Annotated in this window: 12 protein-coding genes; 3 read left to right on the top strand and 9 right to left on the bottom strand. The window is 59.6% G+C overall.

The annotated features are described in order from the left end of the window. Positions 1-32: 32 nt before the first annotated feature. On the top strand, positions 33-1,397 hold the full coding sequence (locus tag QFX16_RS01755) for a formimidoylglutamate deiminase (protein WP_283182586.1): 1,365 nt from the start codon (positions 33-35) through the stop codon (positions 1,395-1,397). Positions 1,398-1,518: 121 nt separating this feature from the next. On the opposite strand, the gene QFX16_RS01750 is transcribed toward QFX16_RS01755, so the two are convergent. Continuing rightward, positions 1,519-2,088, bottom strand: coding sequence for a lipocalin family protein (locus QFX16_RS01750; protein ID WP_283182585.1), 570 nt, complete (start codon positions 2,086-2,088; stop codon positions 1,519-1,521). A 31-nt stretch (positions 2,089-2,119) separates the two neighbouring features. Continuing rightward, a complete protein-coding gene (locus tag QFX16_RS01745) occupies positions 2,120-2,374 on the bottom strand; it encodes a lipoprotein (RefSeq protein ID WP_045061982.1) in 255 nt (84 codons plus the stop codon). Between the two features lie 281 nt (positions 2,375-2,655). On the opposite strand from QFX16_RS01745, the gene QFX16_RS01740 reads away from it, so the two are divergent. Next, positions 2,656-4,548 (top strand): methyl-accepting chemotaxis protein, encoded by a 1,893-nt coding sequence (locus tag QFX16_RS01740; protein WP_283182584.1) that lies wholly within the window; start codon positions 2,656-2,658, stop codon positions 4,546-4,548. A 131-nt stretch (positions 4,549-4,679) separates the two neighbouring features. Here the strand turns inward: QFX16_RS01740 and QFX16_RS01735 are convergent, their stop codons facing one another. The 5 genes from QFX16_RS01735 to QFX16_RS01715 all read right to left on the bottom strand — a co-directional run bounded on the left by QFX16_RS01735 (position 4,680) and on the right by QFX16_RS01715 (position 13,966). Continuing rightward, positions 4,680-5,282, bottom strand: a complete 603-nt coding sequence (locus QFX16_RS01735) for a DUF924 family protein (protein WP_283182583.1) — start codon at positions 5,280-5,282, stop codon at positions 4,680-4,682. A gap of 3 nt (positions 5,283-5,285) precedes the next feature. Next, complete coding sequence (locus QFX16_RS01730; RefSeq protein ID WP_283182582.1) at positions 5,286-6,296, bottom strand: class 1 fructose-bisphosphatase; 1,011 nt, start codon at positions 6,294-6,296, stop codon at positions 5,286-5,288. A 159-nt stretch (positions 6,297-6,455) separates the two neighbouring features. Further along, positions 6,456-7,829, bottom strand: coding sequence for a DUF3999 domain-containing protein (locus QFX16_RS01725; RefSeq protein WP_283182581.1), 1,374 nt, complete (start codon positions 7,827-7,829; stop codon positions 6,456-6,458). Next, positions 7,826-11,413 (bottom strand): DUF2339 domain-containing protein, encoded by a 3,588-nt coding sequence (locus QFX16_RS01720; RefSeq protein ID WP_283182580.1) that lies wholly within the window; start codon positions 11,411-11,413, stop codon positions 7,826-7,828. Before QFX16_RS01720 ends, QFX16_RS01725 begins: the two co-directional genes overlap by 4 nt. Positions 11,414-11,515: 102 nt before the next feature. Next, positions 11,516-13,966 (bottom strand): glycogen/starch/alpha-glucan phosphorylase, encoded by a 2,451-nt coding sequence (locus QFX16_RS01715; protein WP_283182579.1) that lies wholly within the window; start codon positions 13,964-13,966, stop codon positions 11,516-11,518. A gap of 254 nt (positions 13,967-14,220) precedes the next feature. On the opposite strand from QFX16_RS01715, the gene QFX16_RS01710 reads away from it, so the two are divergent. Further along, complete coding sequence (locus tag QFX16_RS01710) at positions 14,221-14,664, top strand: YkgJ family cysteine cluster protein (protein WP_008149447.1); 444 nt, start codon at positions 14,221-14,223, stop codon at positions 14,662-14,664. Between the two features lie 243 nt (positions 14,665-14,907). Here the strand turns inward: QFX16_RS01710 and typA are convergent, their stop codons facing one another. Both typA and thiI read right to left on the bottom strand, forming a co-directional pair. Further along, on the bottom strand, positions 14,908-16,728 hold the full coding sequence (gene typA / locus QFX16_RS01705) for a translational GTPase TypA (protein WP_283182578.1): 1,821 nt from the start codon (positions 16,726-16,728) through the stop codon (positions 14,908-14,910). Positions 16,729-16,867: 139 nt separating this feature from the next. Further along, positions 16,868-18,322, bottom strand: a complete 1,455-nt coding sequence (gene thiI / locus QFX16_RS01700) for a tRNA uracil 4-sulfurtransferase ThiI (RefSeq protein WP_283182577.1) — start codon at positions 18,320-18,322, stop codon at positions 16,868-16,870. Between the last annotated feature and the right edge of the window lie 321 nt (positions 18,323-18,643).

Raw genomic sequence — 18,643 nt, 5'->3', positions numbered from 1 at the left:
TATACAAATAACACACGATGGGGTGCTGAACCATGTCCGCCTTCTTTGCCGAACGCGCGCTGCTGCCTAGTGGATGGGCCAACAATGTACGTCTTGAGGTCAGCGCCGATGGCGTGTTGACCCAGATCCAGGCCGATTCCAACGCAGATGGCGCCGAGTGGCTGAGCGGTCCGCTGCTGCCGGGTATGCCGAATCTACACTCCCACGCCTTCCAGCGGGCCATGGCCGGGCTAGCGGAAGTGGCAGGGAATCCGAATGACAGTTTCTGGACCTGGCGCGATTTGATGTATCGCCTCGTCGGAAAAATCAGCCCGGATCAACTCGGCGTCATCGCCCGTCAGCTGTACATCGAAATGCTCAAGGCCGGTTACACCTCGGTCGCGGAATTTCATTACGTACACCACGACACCAACGGCCAGCCTTACGCGGACCCGGCCGAACTGGCGCTACGTATCAGCCAGGCCGCCAGTTCCGCCGGGATCGGCCTGACCCTGCTGCCGGTGCTCTACAGCCATTCCGGTTTCGGCGGCCAGGCCCCGAACGAAGGCCAGCGCCGCTTTATCAACAGCACCGAAAACTACCTCAAGCTTCAATCGCGCTTGCAGCCAATCCTGGCGCAGCAACCGGCGCAGTCGTTGGGTTTGTGTTTCCACTCGTTGCGCGCGGTAACACCGCAGCAAATCAGCGAAGTGCTGGCGGCCAGCGACCAGCAGTGCCCGGTGCACATTCACATCGCCGAGCAGCAGAAGGAAGTCGATGACTGCCTGAGCTGGAGCGGCCGCCGTCCGCTGCAATGGCTGTACGAAAACACCGAGGTCGATCAGCGCTGGTGCCTGGTTCACGCGACCCACGCCAACCCGGAAGAAGTTACGCTGATGGCCAAGAGTCGCGCCATCGCCGGCTTGTGCCTGACCACCGAAGCCAACCTCGGCGACGGGATCTTCCCGGCGGTGGATTTCCTCGCTCAGGGCGGGCGCATGGGCATCGGTTCCGACAGCCATGTGTCATTGAGCGTGGTGGAAGAATTGCGTTGGCTGGAATACGGCCAACGTCTGCGCGACCAACGACGTAACCGTTTGTATGGCGCGGATCAGCCGATGGTTGGCCGCACGCTGTACGACGCGGCGCTGGATGGCGGCGCTCAGGCGCTGGGTCAGCCGATTGGTGCACTGGAAGTTGGCAAGCGTGCGGATTGGCTGGTGCTGGATGGCAACGATCCGTACCTGGCGACAGCCAGCGGCGACGGGATTCTCAATCGTTGGCTGTTTGCCGGCGGTGATCGCCAGGTGCGGGATGTGCTGGTCAATGGCCAGTGGGTTGTGCGCGACGGGCATCATGCGGGCGAAGAAGAGAGCAATCAAGCCTTCACCCAAGTCCTTCGCGATCTTTTGGGCTAACACCGGAAACCATTGTGGGAGCGAGCCTGCTCGCGAAAGCGGACTATCAGTCAACATTATTGTTGGATCTGACGGCCTTTTCGCGAGCAGGCTCGCTCCCACATTGGGTCTTCGGTGACTGTTAATTCGAAGTCTTGGCCATCTGCGTATCGGTCGCGCGCCAGATCAGCCGCGTAGTGTCGTAACCCTGCTGACGTGCCTTGCTCAGCAGTTCCTCACGCACTACACCATTGACCGTCGGGGTCCGTGACAGCAGCCACAGATACTTGCGGCTCGGATCGCCAACAATGGCGGTCTTGTAGTCATCGCTGACGTACAACACCCAATACTCGCCCTTCGCCACACCCGGAATCAGCCGCGAAAACCAGTTATCGAACTCGACCCACAGCTTGTCGGTTTTGCCCGGCTCCTGTGGCCAGGCCGTGCCTTTGGCCTCTTCCCATTGCCAGTCTGCCGTCAGGCAGCGATTGAGCACCAATACCTTGCCGTCAGGCTTGAGCGTGTAATGGGCTTCGGATTGTGCGCAGTTGCGCTGGAAATACATCGGCAGACGAGCCAACTCGTACCAGGTCCCTTGGTACTTCTTGAGATTGACGCTGTTGACGGTTTTCGGTGCCAACGGATCTACGCCGGAAGTGGCGCAGCCGGCCAATACCAGGCCGGCAAAAAGGACTATCAGTAACCGCTTCATTATTTTTCTCCCGTGGGCGTATAGCCCCGGATTACTTCAGGCCTTGGCCGGAAAACATCAGCACTTTGTCACCGGCGTACTGCACACTGATAAAGCTGTTCTTGTCGCCCCAAGTGCAACTGGACATGCCGAGCGCGCCCGAGCAGTCGGTGGGTTTGCCCAGCAAGGTTTCTACTTCGGCCTTGGGCATGCCTGACGACAGCTTCGAGTAGTTTTCCTGATTGACCTTGCTGCACGCGGCCAGCAACACGCAGAACGAAAGCAGGGCGATTGAACGCAGCGACATTGTGTAGCTCCTGGGGCGAAGGGGAATGGCAGGACTGCCAAGCAGAAGCTTAGAAGAGAAAACCCCTATCTGGTTCCGTGGCCGGCCGCCTATTTTCGGGCCGCTCGTCCGCCTTTCGTGAAATATAAGGAACTTTTGTTTGCTGTTGAACATTTCGTCGGTTTTCGCAAAAGCCGCCTAATCTTTGGCACCGCTCAGTCGACATAAAAGCAGCGCAAAGCCCACGACTGTGGCAAATTGACGCCCCTTTGTTGACCAGCCTCTTCGCGGTAGTTCATTTAATGACCAAAAACATGAAGTTCAGCCACAAGATCTTGTTGGCTGCCGCCCTCGTGGTGGCCGTTGCATTCGCTTGCTTCATCCTCTTCAACGACTACCGCCAGCGGCAAACCCTGCGCAGCAGTACCGAATCCTCGATGCAGGAACTCGGCAGCCTGACCACCAGCAACATCCAGACCTGGCTGGAAAGCCGCATTCAGTTGCTGCAATCGCTGTCCCAGCAGATCGCCGTGGACGGCAGCGCCCAGGCCAACCTCAAGCGCGCCATCGACCTGCCGGCCTACACCAGTAATTTTCAGTTGAGCTATTTCGGTGGCACCGACGGCGTGATGTTCTCGGTTCCGGCTGGCAATCGTGCCGCGGATTACGACCCCCGCTCCCGTGGCTGGTACAAGGCGGCCAACGGTGCGCAACAGACCATCGTCACCGAACCGTACATCGCCGCGTCGTCGGGCAAACTGGTGATCACCGTTGCCACCCCGGTGAAACATCAGAATCAAATGATCGGCGTCGCTGGCGCAGACATCGACCTGTCCAGCGTCAGTGCGATCATCAACTCGCTGAACTTCGGCGGCCACGGCCATGCGTTTATCGTCAGCGCCGACGGCAAGATCCTGATTCACCCGGACAGCAAACTGGTGCTCAAGAGCCTGACCGATGCCTACCCGAACGGCGCGCCGAAAGTCAGCCCGGGCATGAAAGAAGTCGAGATCGACGGCAAGACTCAATTCATCTCCTTTACCCACGTCAATGGTGTGCCCTCGGCAGACTGGTACGTGGCGCTGGTGCTGGATCAGGACGCCGCGTTCTCGATGCTCAGCGAATTTCGCACCTCGGCGATCATCGCCATGGTCATTGCCGTGGTGATCATCATCGCGCTGCTGGGCATGCTGATCAGCTTCTTGATGCAGCCGCTGTTGACTATGGGCCGCGCCATGCATGACATCGCCGAAGGCGAAGGTGACCTGACCAAACGACTGACCATCCACGGCCAGGACGAATTCGGTGCCCTAGGCACCTCGTTCAACCGTTTTGTGGAGCGTATTCACACCTCGATTCGCGAAGTGTCCTCGGCCACCGGCCAGGTCAACGAAGTCGCCTTGCGTGTGGTTGCCGCGTCGAACTCGTCGATGTTCAACTCCGACCAGCAAGCCTCGCGCACCAGCAGCGTGGCAGCCGCCATCAACGAACTGGGCGCCGCCGCCCAGGAAATCGCCCAGAACGCCGCCCTCGCCTCTCAGCATTCGAGCGATGCTCGCGCATTGGCCGAGGACGGTCAGCAAGTCGTCGATAAAACCATCGCGGCGATGCAGCAGCTCTCGGCGAAGATCAGCGATTCGTGCGGCAACATCGAAACGCTCAACAGCAACACCGTGAACATCGGGCAGATTCTGGAAGTGATTACCAGCATCTCTCAGCAGACCAACTTGCTGGCACTCAACGCAGCCATCGAAGCGGCCCGTGCCGGTGAAGCCGGTCGTGGTTTTGCCGTAGTGGCCGACGAAGTGCGCAACCTCGCGCACCGTACTCAGGATTCAGCGCAGCAAGTGCAGAAGATGATCGAGGAACTGCAAGTCGGCGCCCGGGAAGCCGTGATCACCATGACCGACAGCCAACGCCAGAGCGAAAGCAGCGTTGGCATCGCCAACCAGGCTGGCGAACGTCTGGGCAGCGTGACTCAGCGTATCGGTGAGATCGACGGGATGAATCAGTCGGTGGCCACTGCGACGGAAGAGCAGACGGCGGTGGTGGAGTCGATCAACGTCGACATCACCGAAATCAACACGCTAAATCAGGAAGGCGTGGAGAACTTGCAGTCGACCTTGCGCGCGTGTGCGGATCTTGAGCAGCAGGCGGCGCGGTTGAAGCAGTTGGTGGGTAGTTTCCGGATCTAAAGCGCTTTTAAAGGCCTCATCGTCGGAACGCCGCCCGGAGCCGGCTCGCTCCCACACTTGATTTGTGTCATGCACAAATCCCCTGTGGGAGCGAGCCTGCTCGCGATGGCGACATCAGGAACAACAAAGAATCAGAACCTGGATCCAGGCCCTGAAAGAAACTCCAACTCCTCAGCCGTAGACTCCCTTCCCAACACCGCATTGCGATGCGGAAACCGTCCAAACCGCGCAATCACTTTCTGATGCCGCTCGGCATAATCCAGGTTATCGGCAAACACCGCCCGATCACCCTCAGGTTGCTGCGCCACCAACTCGATAAATCGTGAAACCGCTTCGTTCTGCACCGCCAGATTCTCGCAATGCTCAAACACCAGATAGATGAATACACGCTGAATCGGCCGCAACTGCCGATCGAAATCCGCAGCAATACCTTGCGCTACCAGTGCCTGAGCCCTGAGATCGCCTGAAAAGGATTTGGGAGTGTCACGAAAGATCATTCGCGGGAGTTGATCGAGCAGCAGCACCAGAGCCAGCCAACCTTCAGGGCGTTGCGCCCACTCGGTCAATCCGCCGGCCAGTGCTTGCTCGACCCAGTCCCCGAAACGCGTGCGCGCTTCGAGGTCCTGGCTGTCGCGCTTGCCGAACCATAACTTGCCCTTGTCAGCCGCTATTTCGTTGGGGGATTCGAGCGTTCCGAACCACCATTCGAGCAACGGCTGCCAGGGCGCGGTCATGGTTTATTCCTTGTGGTAAGCCGTGACGCGTGCGACTTCTTCTTTCGAGCCGAGGAACACCGCTACGCGCTGGTGCAGGCCTTCCGGTTGAATGTCGAGGATGCGCTGGTGACCATCGGTTGAAGCGCCGCCGGCCTGTTCAACCAGGAACGACATCGGGTTGGCTTCGTACATCAGACGCAGCTTGCCCGGCTTGGACGGCTCGCGGCTGTCGCGTGGGTACATGAACAAGCCACCACGGGTCAGGATGCGGTGCACGTCCGCGACCATCGCGGCGACCCAGCGCATGTTGTAGTTCTTTTTCAGCGGGCCTTCTTCGCCAGCCAGCAATTCGCCGACGTAGCGTTGTACCGGAGCTTCCCAGTGACGCTGATTGGACGCGTTGATCGCGAATTCCTGAGTGGACTCCGGGATCTTGATGTCTTCATGGGTCAGTACGAAGCTGCCCATTTCGCGGTCCAGGGTGAAGCCTTTTACGCCATCGCCCAAGGTCAGTACCAGCATGGTCTGCGGGCCGTAGATGGCATAACCGGCGGCTACCTGCTCGGTGCCTGGCTGCAGGAAGGCCTTTTCGTTCAAGGCTTCGTTCTGGCTCAGGTATTCGCTCGGGCAACGCAGCACCGAGAAGATAGTACCGACCGGCGCGTTGATATCGATGTTCGACGAACCGTCCAGCGGGTCGAATACCAGCAAGTACGCGCCTTTCGGGTATTTGCCCGGAATCTGGTAGGCATTGTCCATTTCTTCGGACGCCATGCCGGCCAGGTGACCGCCCCATTCGTTGGCTTCGAGCAGGATCTCGTTGGAGATCACGTCGAGTTTCTTCTGCACTTCGCCTTGGACGTTTTCGGTGCCCATGCTGCCCAGAACACCACCGAGGGCGCCTTTGGACACGGCATGGCTGATTTCCTTGCAGGCGCGCGCCACCACTTCGATCAGGAAACGCAGATCGGCAGGGGTGTTGTTGCTACGGGTCTGCTCAATCAAATAGCGACTCAGGGTAACGCGGGACATGGAAGGCTCCGGTGGAATGGGGGGCTAAAAACCCGCGCAGTTTAACGCGAGTCGGGGCGCATTTCCTCCTATCAGACGTGTTACACCCAATAGAGTTCATGCGCCCGGTTGAGCGTAGATCGAAACCGCCCGGATGTGCACCGGGCGTTGCTGCCAGTTTCAAGGTTTGACTGGTGGCTTGCGCAACAGACTGAACGCCATCGCGCCCAGAAACAAAACACTGAGCAGCAACACCGCCCACAACCCGAACTTCTTCCAGTTTGTGTCCATCGTCGCAGCCGTTGTCACTGTTGACGCTGGCGTGGCCACCGCCCCGCCTTCCACCGTAGCCTTGCCCAATGTCGCCAACTTTGCAGCGCTGTAATCCGGAATCAACGTCGACAGCGGCAGGCTCGCCGCCTTCACCGTGGCATTTCCCAGCGCGAGCGTATAAGGCCCCGCTCCGCGCGCCAGGAACACCAATTGAATGGAGCGCACGGCGAACCGCACAGTCGGGGCCTCGGCCCCCAGACCGCCGCCGCGCTCGTCCACCGTCAGCTTCAACTGCTGAACGGTTTGCCCCGACAGCTGCAATTCGTTCTGCACCACGTCCTGGCCACTCTGGGTCAGGCGATAGAGCAAACCGCTGCTCAGCGGCTGCCACGGCAGGCTGCTTTCCCGACGACCGGACAAGGTCACGGGCGCCAAACTGTTGGGCTGACTCAACTCGACTTGCAAGCGCTCGACATTCAGCCCCATGGGTAATTGCCAGGTGTATTCACCGGCCTTTACGCTGCTGCCAGCCAGCGGTTGCGACCAGACAAGCGGTAGCGGCAGGCTGCGGGTCTTGGCGCTTTGCAGTTGCGCCGAAGTCAACGTCGGGGCCGATTGCGGCGTGTTCCACAGCAAGCGCAGATAACGGGCCGATTGCCCCGGCAAGACGACTTCATGCTGCTCGACCCGCTCGTCGGCGAACGTCAGGCGTGCCACCTGCCCTTCGCCCCACGACTGCCAATGCTGCAGGTCGTCGCTGGCTTCGATGGTGAAACGCTGGAAGCCATCGCGTTCGCTGGTCCAGTCGAGAATCAACTGCTGCAACGGTGCCTTGATGGCGCTGGCGTCAAGCAACCAACCGCGCAGCATTTCTTCGCCCGCCTCCAGCTGACTGGACGGCTGCACTTCGACCAGCGTGCCATTGGCGCTCGATTGCACCCGCACGCTTGGTGCGTGCTCGGTGGAGTCCGCCGAGTTGTACAGCGGGAACCATTTCACGTCGGTCAGGGTACGGTTGTCGCTAGTCTGCGCCGGCGCGCGCGCCAAGGAATACGCCTGAGCCTCACCGGCGGCATTGAACACGCGCACATCGCTGAGATCGGTTTGTCGCGCATTCAATTGCACGCTCAACGGCAATTCGAGGCGATACCACGGACCTTCGCCACTGACCGGCAACGGCACCTGCGTGGCGAAGTCCGCCAATTTTTCCTGAGCACTGGCCGACAGCGCCACACCCAGCGCAACAGCGCCCAACCAGACACGGTTCAGCTTCTGACTCAAGACGACACTCCTTCGGTTTGCGGGGCCGGTTTTTCAGCCTCCGGCACAGCATCAAAGCGCTTGGGCGGCAATGGGGCGAAATAGCCCACCACCAACAGCAACACGCCAACGCCGATAAACGAGACGATCCGGGCGAGTCCGCCGCGGTTACTCAATTCGACAAAGAACAGTTTGGCCACCACCACACCAATCAGCGCCGCACCGATCAGCCAGACTTCGCGGCGATGACGCAGATGGCCGCCAATCATCAGACTCAGAGCCATCAAGGTCCAGACGATGGACAGACCGGCCTGCACCCGCATGGATTCGAGCAACGCATCCAACTCAAACGGCACACCGCCCCAATGGTGGGCAGTGCGCATCACCAGCGCAGTAAAGAACACAAACAGCGAGGCGCCAGCGATCAGTTGCGTGGCGTGATCAAAGTAGTCCTTGCGGATCGCCAGTTGCGTCACGGCGCTGCGAGACCAGACATAAACGCCGAACAGCGCAAACAGCAGACCCAACTCCAGTGGGTTGATCAGCGGCACGTAAGGCAACGGCTCGGCGGTGCCGTCGCTGACGACGTTCGCCAGCCAGAACCAGCCGAGCATCAGCAACGCCAGCGGTGCCGCCGTGTATAAACGGTATTCGCGGGCATAAGCCGACACCGGCCACGGCCAGGCACGGGGTGCCGCCATCAGCACCAAATACACGCTCGGCAGAATCGCCCATCCCAACCAGCGCCAGGCGTTGTACTGCTCGGACAACAGCAACAGGCCGTAACGCAGCTCCAGGGCCAACACACCAATCAATAGCCAACAGCCGAGCACGTGCGCGGTACTGAGGGTGCGCTCCGGCAAAATCGACGCCAGACGCCGCAGAGAGATGAAGTGCACAACGAACACGGCCGCCCACACCAGCCAACCGACGTTGGCCGCCGGGTGATAACGCGAGTGCCACGCAGCCAGCAACACCAAACCGGCCGCAGGAATCAGCAAGGTGCAGAGCAAGCCCAGCGACGACCATTTCAGGCGCAGCGCCAAGATTGTCCACAGCGCCACGCTCACTGCCGCGACGGCCAGCAACAACGTCGCTTGCAGAGTCAACGGTGCGAAGCGCAGTACTTCACTCACCCACGCCAGCGCCCACCAAGCCGCGCCCCACACCAGCAAAACTTCGGACAAACGCTCCAAGCTCAGCACATCGAAGGCCGAAGCATGATTGCCGAGCTGCAAGCGCCAAGCGCCAACCATCGCGGCCAGACCCAACACCAGCGGCGTCCAGAAACCGCTATGAGCCAGAGGCTTCAATCCTTCGCTCGCAAGCGGTCCGAGCCAATCAGGCCCGGCCATCAGGAACGCAGCGCCGCCGATGACCTGCAACAGCAAACCGAAGACAAAACTCACGCGCTGCTTCAGGTACAGGCTCAGCCAGATGATGAACAGACCGCTGGCCGCCCACACCGCACTCGCCGTTTGCCAAGGCAGGACGAACAGCACCGCCAGATTGATCAACACCAGACCGGCCAGCAGCACCACCGACAAGCCGCGCAGCAATCGCACGTCGCTGCGGACCATCTCATCGCGCGCCGCCAGCAACATGCCAGCGATCAGCGCCAGGCCGATCAACGACGCGCTCAGCAGGCCGCTCCAACCAGTGTTGAACACAGCGCCGAATTCACCGCTCGAACCTTGCAGCCGCAGCAGGAACAAAGCTCCCCCGAGCAATTGCACGGCGAACGCTGTGAACAGGAATGTCCGCGATTGCAGACGCAAGCCAACAAACAAGGTCGCCAACCCCGCCAGCGCCCAACTGATCGCCGTGCCGTGAGTGAAGAAGAACAACGGCGCCAGCAGATAGAGGAAGGTCAGACCGAGGCAAGCCAATACCGGCAACCCTTTGCGTTCCCATTCCGACGCCTGCTCGGGCAAGGCTTTGCGCAACTGGTAGAAGCTGAACAACAACGCCACGCCGAGCATCAACGCACCGAGCGGCGCACCGTCGAGCAGGCTGCTTTCACCGATCCGTAGCTCACTGATAAACGCCAGCGCCGAGCCCAGTTGCAGCAGCAAGGCAAAGGCTCGGGCCAGCGGTCGTTGCTGACGCAGGCCGAGCCAGAAGATGCCGGCGCCTTCGACAGCCCAGGCAGCAGCAGTCCAGCGCGCATCGAGCCCCAACGGAATCGCGAGGCTGGCAAAGATCACCCCCAGCGCCAGACAGGTTTCCGCCAGCAACAACGCTCGTCCGCCCATCAGCAGCCGCGCCAGGCCCATATAAATCATGCCCAATGCCAACGCGCTGAAGGCTGCAGCGAATTCCAAGTGTTGGACCAACGCGAACTGCAAACCGAAGCCCACCAACGGAGGACCGAACAGCATCGTGCCGTCGACGTAATCGCCCTTGCGCGCCGACCAGTGCAGAAGCGCTTCACGACTGTCGTCCTCGGGTGCGTCGCTCATTTCCAGCAACTTGCGTCGGGCGAACAGTAGACCGATGGCCAGGTACATCAGGAAGAACACAATCAGGAACGGCTCGGTGCTCCACAACAACTCCGGCGTATAGGAGCGCAGGCCCCAGACGAAACCGATGCCGAAGGTGCCAACGAAGCCGATCAGGTTGAGCAGCCGCCAGGCCTTGAACCAGGCGATCGCAAGGATGCCGGCGTTAAGCAAGGCGAAATAGCTGAACAGCGCGACATGGTTGCCAGCACCGGTGGAGGTCAGGATTGGCGCCGCGAAACCACCGAGTGCCGCAGCGGCAGCCAGGCCCAAAGCATCCTGGGTGATGGCGAGGATCGCCGAGAACACCGTCACCGCGACCAGCAGACCTAACGCCGCCGTAGGATCGAGCAGCGGATGCAGGCGCATCGCAGCAAACACGGTCAGGTACAACACCGCGATCCCGGTGCCTTGCAGCATCAACGCGTAATGGCTGTTGCGTGTTCTAAGCCACCAACCCAGCCCCAAAAGACCCAATGCCGCCGCCGCAACACCGGCGTAACGCAACTCGATCGGCACCACCATGCCTTCGGTGGCGTAACGCAACAGGAAGGCCAGACCGAGAAACAACAGCACCACACCGACCCGTAGCACAGTGTTGCCACCAAACAGCCAGTTGCGTGCGCCACTGATGGCGCGGTCGATGAAGTTCGGGGCGCGCGGGATGGCGGGTTGTTGCGGCTCGCGGGCGACCGGTTCGGGTTTCCAGGCATCGACAGGCACTGGTCGGCTAGCTTCGGCGGCGGCCGCGGTGATCGGTTCCAGTTCGGGAGGGAGTTCCCAGATCAGCTCCGGGGCCTCGGCAGGGATTTCGTCGAGAGTGAATTCGGGAGGTGCAGCGGCTTCGCTGGCAACTGGCTCACGGGTTTGCGGCGCCTTGACGTCTGACACCTCCAGCAATGCCAGACGTTGCTCGACCGCATTCAGCGTCACCTGCGCCTGTTCAAGCAGCCGGCGCTGCTGGTCAGCTTGTGAACCCAAGCGGCCAATGCGAATGGCCTGGCCAATACCCAACCCGAGCAGCCCGCCCAGTAGCGCATCACTGAAAGACTCGTCGAGTACCCAGCCCAGCACCAGCCCAATCAGCATGAACATCCATTGCATGGTCGATATCCCTAAGCGCAGTGGCCAATCCGGCAAACTGACGCTCAGTATATCGGCCAGGCCCAACAACCGTCGGGCCTTGCTCGCAATTATTGCTAAAAGTTACTCCAACGCTTTCCAGATATCCGTGGCGTACTCGCGAATGGTCCGGTCGGACGAGAACCAGCCCATCCGGGAGGTGCTCAACACCGCTGAACGCCACCATTCCTTCGAATCGTGCCAATGGGCTTCAACCCGCATCTGCGCGTCCCAGTAAGAGTCGAAATCGGCGCAGACCAGGAAGCGATCGTAGTCGATCAGCGAATCGATCAATCCTGTGTAACGGGAAGGATCATCCGGCGAGAACACCCCGCCGCGAATCGCTTGCAGCACGTCATTGAGCCGGTGGGATGCCGCAATATCCGGCGTCGCGTTGAACTCATGGTTCTGCTTGCGCGCTTCAACCTGCTGAGCGCTGAGGCCGAAGATGAACATGTGTTCGACGCCAATGCGTTCGCACATTTCGACGTTGGCCCCGTCCATGGTGCCGATGGTCAGCGCGCCGTTCAGGCCGAACTTCATGTTGCTGGTGCCCGAGGCTTCGAAGCCGGCGGTGGAAATCTGCTCCGACAAATCCGCTGCCGGAATGATGCTCTCCGCCAGACTGACGTTGTAGTTGGGCAAGAACACCACTTTGAGCAAACCGCGTACCGTCGGGTCGTTGTTCACCACCCGAGCGATGTCGTTGGTCAGTTTGATGATCAGCTTGGCCTGGTGATAACTGGCCGCCGCCTTACCGGCGAAGATCTTCACCCGCGGCACCCAATCGATTTCCGGCTCGGCGCGAATCGCCTGATACAGCGCAACGGTGTGCAACAGGTTAAGCAACTGACGTTTGTATTCGTGGATCCGCTTGACCTGCACGTCAAACATCGCCGCCGGGTTGACCGCCACGCCAAGTCGCTCGTGAATGATGTACGCCAAGGCTTTCTTGCTGTGCAGCCGCTGTTCGGCGAACGCCTTGCGGAACGCGGCTTTCTCGGCGAACGGTTCCAAGCCGAGCAAACGTTCTTCTGGGTTGTCCAGCAGATCCGGGCCGAGGGCATCGACCATCATCGCGGTCAACTCCGGGTTGGCCTGGTAGAGCCAGCGGCGGAACGTGATGCCGTTGGTCTTGTTGTTGATCCGGTCCGGGTAGAGTTTGTGCAGTTCGGAGAACACCGTTTTGCGCATCAGCTGCGTGTGCAGGCCGGATACGCCGTTGACGCTGTGGGAGCCAAGGAACGCCAGGTTGCCCATGCGCACGCGACGACCGTTGTCTTCTTCGATCAGCGATACCGCGCGCAGCACCTCGAAGTCATGGATACCCTTGGCCCGCAGCGAATCGATGTGCTGGGCGTTGATCAAGTAAATGATCTGCATGTGCCGCGGCAGCATCCGCTCCATCAAACCGACTGGCCAGGTTTCCAGCGCTTCCGGCAGCAGCGTGTGGTTGGTGTAGGACAGCGTGTCGACGGTGACTTGCCACGCCGCATCCCACGCGACGTCATAGACATCGACCAGTTGCCGCATCAGCTCGGCCACGGCAATCGAAGGGTGGGTGTCGTTGAGCTGGATCGCGGCATGATCGCCCAGGGTCAGGACCGAGGTGTGCATGTTGCGATGGCGGCGCAGCAAATCCTGCAAGGACGCGGCGACGAAGAAATATTCCTGACGCAGGCGCAGTTCCTGGCCGGCTTCGGTGCTGTCCGCCGGGTAGAGCACCCGGGAAATACTTTCGGCCCGGGCGACTTCCGCTACGGCGCCCAAGTGGTCGCCGGCGTTGAAGCGTTCCAGGTGCAAATCTTCCATGGCCCGGGCGCGCCACAGGCGCAGCGTGTTGACGCTCGCCCCGCGCCAGCCAACGACCGGCGTGTCATACGCAATCGCGCGAACGGTTTCTGCTGGCGTCCAGACTTGCTTGGACTTGCCCGCTTCGTCGGTGACGGTTTCGACACTGCCGCCGAAACCGATCGGGTAAACGACCTCTGGTCGTTCGAACTCCCAAGGGTTACCGAAATCCAGCCAGTGCTCGGTCTGTTCCTGTTGCCAGCCGTCGACGATGGCCTGGCGGAACAAGCCGTGTTCGTAACGAATGCCGTAACCGTGGCCGGCGATTCCGAGGGTCGACATGCTTTCCATGAAGCACGCGGCCAGACGACCGAGACCGCCGTTACCCAGCGCTGCGTCGGGTTCCAGCAGGCGGATGCGTTCAAGGTCGACGCCGAGCTCAGTCAGGGCTTCGCGGGCGACGTCCAGCAGGCCAAGGTTGCTCAGGCTGTCGTAGAGCAGACGGCCGATCAGAAATTCGAGGGAGAGGTAATAAACCCGCTTTTGACCTTTGCGGTAAATCTGCCGGGTGTGGTCCATCCAGTGCTCGACCATGTGATCGCGCGCCGCCAGGGCAATGGCTTCGAACCAGTCGTGGTCGAAGGCGTGATCCGGGTCTTTGCCCACCGCGTAGGTGAGTTTGGTCAAGACGGCGTCGCGGAATGCGGCCACCTCTGCTTCGCGAACAAGTGGTTCTTGAGTCATCGATAGGACCTCGAGCGAGCGTGGAGTTGTTGAGCCTAGACGGTCTGACAGGCCGTTGGAACTCTGGTTCGGCAGTTTTTCCCGTTAGAGTGAGATAGATCGACATTACCTTGTCGCGCACCGGAAATAATGCAGGGGCCGTGCCGGGTTACAGGTGTTGTTGGGCGGAATACGAAAAAATCTGGCGAAAGGTTGTTCAAAAATCCACCAGTCCCGGTATGATCGCGCGCCCTGATGCACGCTGGTAACAACCGATGATGAAGTCCAACCTGATCGCCGCCGCGGAGATCGATCGCCTCGATACCTGGGCCAAGTACTCCGCCCCGATGTGTGGTTCGTGCGTTTCCAGCTGCTGCACCCTGCCGGTCGAGGTCAAGATCAAGGATCTGATCCGTATCGGCATCGTCGATGAATTCGAGCGCGGCGAGCCGCCAAAGAACATCGCCAAGCGTCTGCAGAAGGAAGGGATCGTCGAGCGTTACAACCAGAAGTCCGAGATCTTCACCCTTCAGCGCATGAGCAACAACGATTGCCTGTACCTGGATCGTAAGAGCCGTCTGTGCACTATTTATGAAAAGCGCCCGGATACTTGCCGTAACCACCCGAAAATCGGGCCGCGGCCGGGGTATTGCGCTTACAAACCGAAAGAAGTGGCGCGCGAGACCAGCGAGAGCCGTCGGACCCTCGAGAAGTTTTAACCCTACCTCGATCCCCGTAGCAGCTGTCGAGCCCCAGCGAGGCTGCGCAGCAGTCGTAAACTCTGTGAATGCGGTGCACATGAATCACCGAGGCGCACGGTTTAACGACTGCTGCGCAGCCGAACGCAGCCTCGCTGGAGCTCGACAGCTACAGAGACGAACGAGTTGCTACAGCCAGACAAACAAAAACGCCCCCGACCTTGCGGTCGGGGGCGTTTTTTTAGCTGCTAACTAAGTCGAAACTCAGTTACCGGCTTTCTTGGCAGCGCGGGTACGCTCGCTTTCGCCCAGGATCTTCTTACGAAGACGGATGGACTTAGGAGTGACTTCGCACAGTTCGTCTTCTTGCACGAACTCAAGAGCTTGTTCCAGGGTGAAACGGATAGGCGGAACCAGAGCGATGGTTTCGTCTTTACCCGAAGCACGCATGTTGTCGAGCTTCTTGCCTTTGGTTGGGTTAACGCCCAGGTCGTTGTCGCGGCTGTTGATGCCGACGATTTGACCTTCGTACACGTCTTCACCGTGACCCAGGAACAGTTTGCCGCGAGCTTGCAGGGTTTCCAGCGAGTAAGTCAGAGCCTTACCGGTAGCAACCGAAACCAGCACGCCGTTCTGACGGCCGGACATGTCGCCGGACTTCATCACGTCGTAACGATCGAAGATCGAGGTCAGGATGCCTGCACCGGAGGTCAGGGTCAGGAACTCGTTACGGAAACCGATCAAGCCACGAGCCGGGATGTTGTACTCAAGGCGCACACGGCCCTTGCCATCCGGAACCATGTTGGTCAGGTCGCCTTTACGGATACCGATCTGTTCCATGATCGAACCTTGCGATTCTTCTGGCAGGTCGATGGTCACGTTTTCGTACGGTTCGTGCTTGACGCCGTCAACCATGCGGATGATCACTTCCGGACGACCAACACCCATTTCGAAGCCTTCGCGACGCATGGTTTCGATCAGTACCGAGAGGTGCAACTCACCACGGCCGGAGACTTTGAACTTGTCGGCGGTGTCGCCTTCTTCAACGCGCAGAGCAACGTTGTAGAGCAGTTCTTTGTCCAGACGTTCCTTGATGTTACGGCTGGTGACGAACTTGCCTTCACGACCGCAGAACGGCGAGTCGTTAACCTGGAAGGTCATGGAAACAGTTGGTTCGTCAACGGTCAGCGGCTTCATCGCTTCGACGTTCAGTGGGTCGCACAGAGTGTCGGAGATGAACAGCTGGTCGAAGCCGCTGATGCAGACGATGTCGCCGGCAGCTGCTTCGTCAACGTCGATACGGTGCAGACCGTGGTGACCCATCAGCTTCAGGATACGACCGTTACGGCGCTTGCCGTCGGCGTCGATAGCCACAACTTGAGTGTTCGGCTTGACGCGACCACGGGCGATACGGCCAACGCCGATAACACCCAGGAAGCTGTTGTAGTCCAGTGCCGAGATTTGCATCTGGAACGGACCGTCACGGTCAACTTGTGGAGCCGGTACGTGGTCAATGATCGCCTGGTACAGCGGGGTCATGTCTTCAGCCATGTCGGTGTGTTCCAGACCGGCAATGCCGTTCAGGGCCGAGGCGTAGACAACTTTGAAGTCCAGCTGTTCTTCGGTAGCACCGAGGTTGTCGAACAGGTCGAAGATCTGGTCCAGAACCCAGTCCGGACGCGCGCCTGGACGGTCAACCTTGTTGATGACCACGATTGGACGCAGGCCGGCTTCGAAAGCCTTCTTGGTCACGAAACGGGTTTGCGGCATAGGGCCGTCTTGAGCGTCAACCAGCAGCAGAACGGAGTCAACCATCGACATTACGCGTTCAACTTCGCCGCCGAAGTCGGCGTGGCCCGGGGTGTCCACGATGTTGATGTGGTGGCCGTTCCAGTTGATGGCGGTGTTTTTCGCCAGAATGGTAATACCGCGTTCTTTCTCCTGGTCGTTGGAGTCCATCACGCGCTCGTCGTTGAGCTCGTTGCGCTCCAGGGTGCCGGATTGACGCAAGAGTTTGTCTACCAGGGTGGTTTTACCATGGTCAACGTGAGCAATGATGGCGATGTTGCGTAGATTTTCGATCACTTGTGTATCTCGATCAGAGGATTCGGTGTGCTGACAAGTCTTGGCAGCGATTAACAGTAGAGTCCGGCAAAGCCGTTACAGCTTGACGGCGGCGTCGGGGGGCCGGTGACGCAGGCCACAGGCAAACAGCCCCGGGCACTTAGCTCGGTCGATAAACGCGCACATTGGCATGCCCCTCACTGAGCAAATGGTGGGCATGCAGGCGACTCATCACGCCTTTGTCGCAATACAGCAGGTACTGGCGAGTAGGGTCCAGTTCCTTGAAACGAGCGTTCAATGCATAAAACGGCATCGTTTGTACCTCAATGCCAACGAGGCCCAGCGGGTCGTCTTCAGCGGCATCCGGGTGACGGATGTCGATGACGATCTGACCAGCCAGCGCTTCGCTGACTTCTTCGATCTGCACATCCTGGCCCAATTCGTCGATCACGCGATCGATCGGCACCAGTTTGGCGTTCTCGAGCGCACGCTCAAGTACTGCCATGTCGAACTGTTGTTCTTCGTACTCCACGCGTGGACGCTTGGCGTGGGTCTTGGGGTTCACCGAGATGACCCCGCAGTATTCCGGCATGTGCTTGGCGAAGTCGGCAGTACCGATTTCGTTGGCCAGGTCGATGATGTCCTGCTTGTGACTGGCGATCAGCGGACGCAAGACCAGCTTGTCGGTCACGCAGTCGATCACGGACAGGTTCGGCAGCGTCTGGCTCGACACCTGGGAAATCGCTTCGCCGGTGACCAGCGCATCGATGTCCAGCCGATCGGCAATACGGGAAGCAGCGCGCAACATCATACGCTTCAAAACTACGCCCATATGACTGTTATCGACTTTCCCGAGAATTTCTCCCAGTACTTCCTCGAACGGCACACTCACAAATAACACGCGCTGGGAGCTGCCGTACTTCTTCCAGATGAAGTGCGCGACTTCCATAACGCCCAGTTCATGGGCTCGTCCGCCCAGATTGAAGAAGCAGAAATGGCTCATCAGCCCACGGCGCATGATCTGGTAAGCAGCAACAGTGGAATCGAAACCGCCGGACATCAGCACAAGTGTCTGTTCCAGGGCACCCAGCGGATAACCGCCGATGCTGTTGTGCTGGCTGTGGATCACGAACAACCGTTTGTCGCGAATTTCGAGGCGAACTTCGATTGCAGGCGTTTTCAGCGAGATTCCGGCGGCGCCGCACTGACGACGCAGTTGGCTGCCGACGTATTTCTCGACGTCCATCGAACTGAATTCATGCTTGCCGGCACGCTTGCAGCGCACCGAAAAGATCTTCCCGGCCAACGCGTCACCGAAGTGCTGTTTGCACTTGGTGACGATGTCGTCGAAGTCGCCCAACGGGTATTCATCGACTTGCAGGAAATGCGCGATGCCCGGCATGCAGCTCAGGCGCTCGGTCATGTCCTTCAGGGCTTTGGGCTCGCTGACGCGGGTCTCCAGCTCGAGATTGTCCCACACACCGTTCACCACCACAGCCGGGTCCAGGTCGCGGAGCACGGTACGGATGTTTTTGGCCAACTGGCGGATGAAACGCATCCGTACCGGGCGGCTCTTGATGGTGATCTCGGGGAAGACTTTTACGATTAGTTTCATGAAAACAGCGCGCGCTGGGCCAGCCGAAAAAGGGGGGCGCGGATTATAGCGGAAATTGCTCAAGGTTTAACCAGTTAATGTGCAGAAGGTTTTGCGCGCACCAAAACGGGTCATTTGTTGGATTTGACGCTACATTACGGGGCGCTATTTCCAGCTTTGCTGCGCCTTGCACCTTTATAAGCGTGAAATTGGGGCAAAAAACCCATGGTGGGGCACTGGCATGCAATTTGCTCCCTTGTGAGGCAGGTTGCCTTGGCAGAGTATTCGCGCCGGCATCACCCACATTCTAAGGGCATCCACTACTAAGCCCGAAGCCACCCG

The sequence above is a fragment of the Pseudomonas svalbardensis genome, from assembly GCF_030053115.1.
Taxonomy (GTDB): Bacteria; Pseudomonadota; Gammaproteobacteria; order Pseudomonadales; family Pseudomonadaceae; genus Aquipseudomonas; species Aquipseudomonas svalbardensis.
This window is presented reverse-complemented; position numbering and strand designations above follow the sequence as displayed.

Coding starts and splice junctions, on each gene's coding strand:
- QFX16_RS01755 (WP_283182586.1), top strand. CDS start 33: ATGTCCGCCTTCTTTGCCGAACGCGCGCTGCTGCCTAGTGGATGGGCC.
- QFX16_RS01750 (WP_283182585.1), bottom strand. CDS start 2,088: ATGAAGCGGTTACTGATAGTCCTTTTTGCCGGCCTGGTATTGGCCGGC.
- QFX16_RS01745 (WP_045061982.1), bottom strand. CDS start 2,374: ATGTCGCTGCGTTCAATCGCCCTGCTTTCGTTCTGCGTGTTGCTGGCC.
- QFX16_RS01740 (WP_283182584.1), top strand. CDS start 2,656: ATGACCAAAAACATGAAGTTCAGCCACAAGATCTTGTTGGCTGCCGCC.
- QFX16_RS01735 (WP_283182583.1), bottom strand. CDS start 5,282: ATGACCGCGCCCTGGCAGCCGTTGCTCGAATGGTGGTTCGGAACGCTC.
- QFX16_RS01730 (WP_283182582.1), bottom strand. CDS start 6,296: ATGTCCCGCGTTACCCTGAGTCGCTATTTGATTGAGCAGACCCGTAGC.
- QFX16_RS01720 (WP_283182580.1), bottom strand. CDS start 11,413: ATGCAATGGATGTTCATGCTGATTGGGCTGGTGCTGGGCTGGGTACTC.
- QFX16_RS01715 (WP_283182579.1), bottom strand. CDS start 13,966: ATGACTCAAGAACCACTTGTTCGCGAAGCAGAGGTGGCCGCATTCCGC.
- QFX16_RS01710 (WP_008149447.1), top strand. CDS start 14,221: ATGATGAAGTCCAACCTGATCGCCGCCGCGGAGATCGATCGCCTCGAT.
- thiI (WP_283182577.1), bottom strand. CDS start 18,322: ATGAAACTAATCGTAAAAGTCTTCCCCGAGATCACCATCAAGAGCCGC.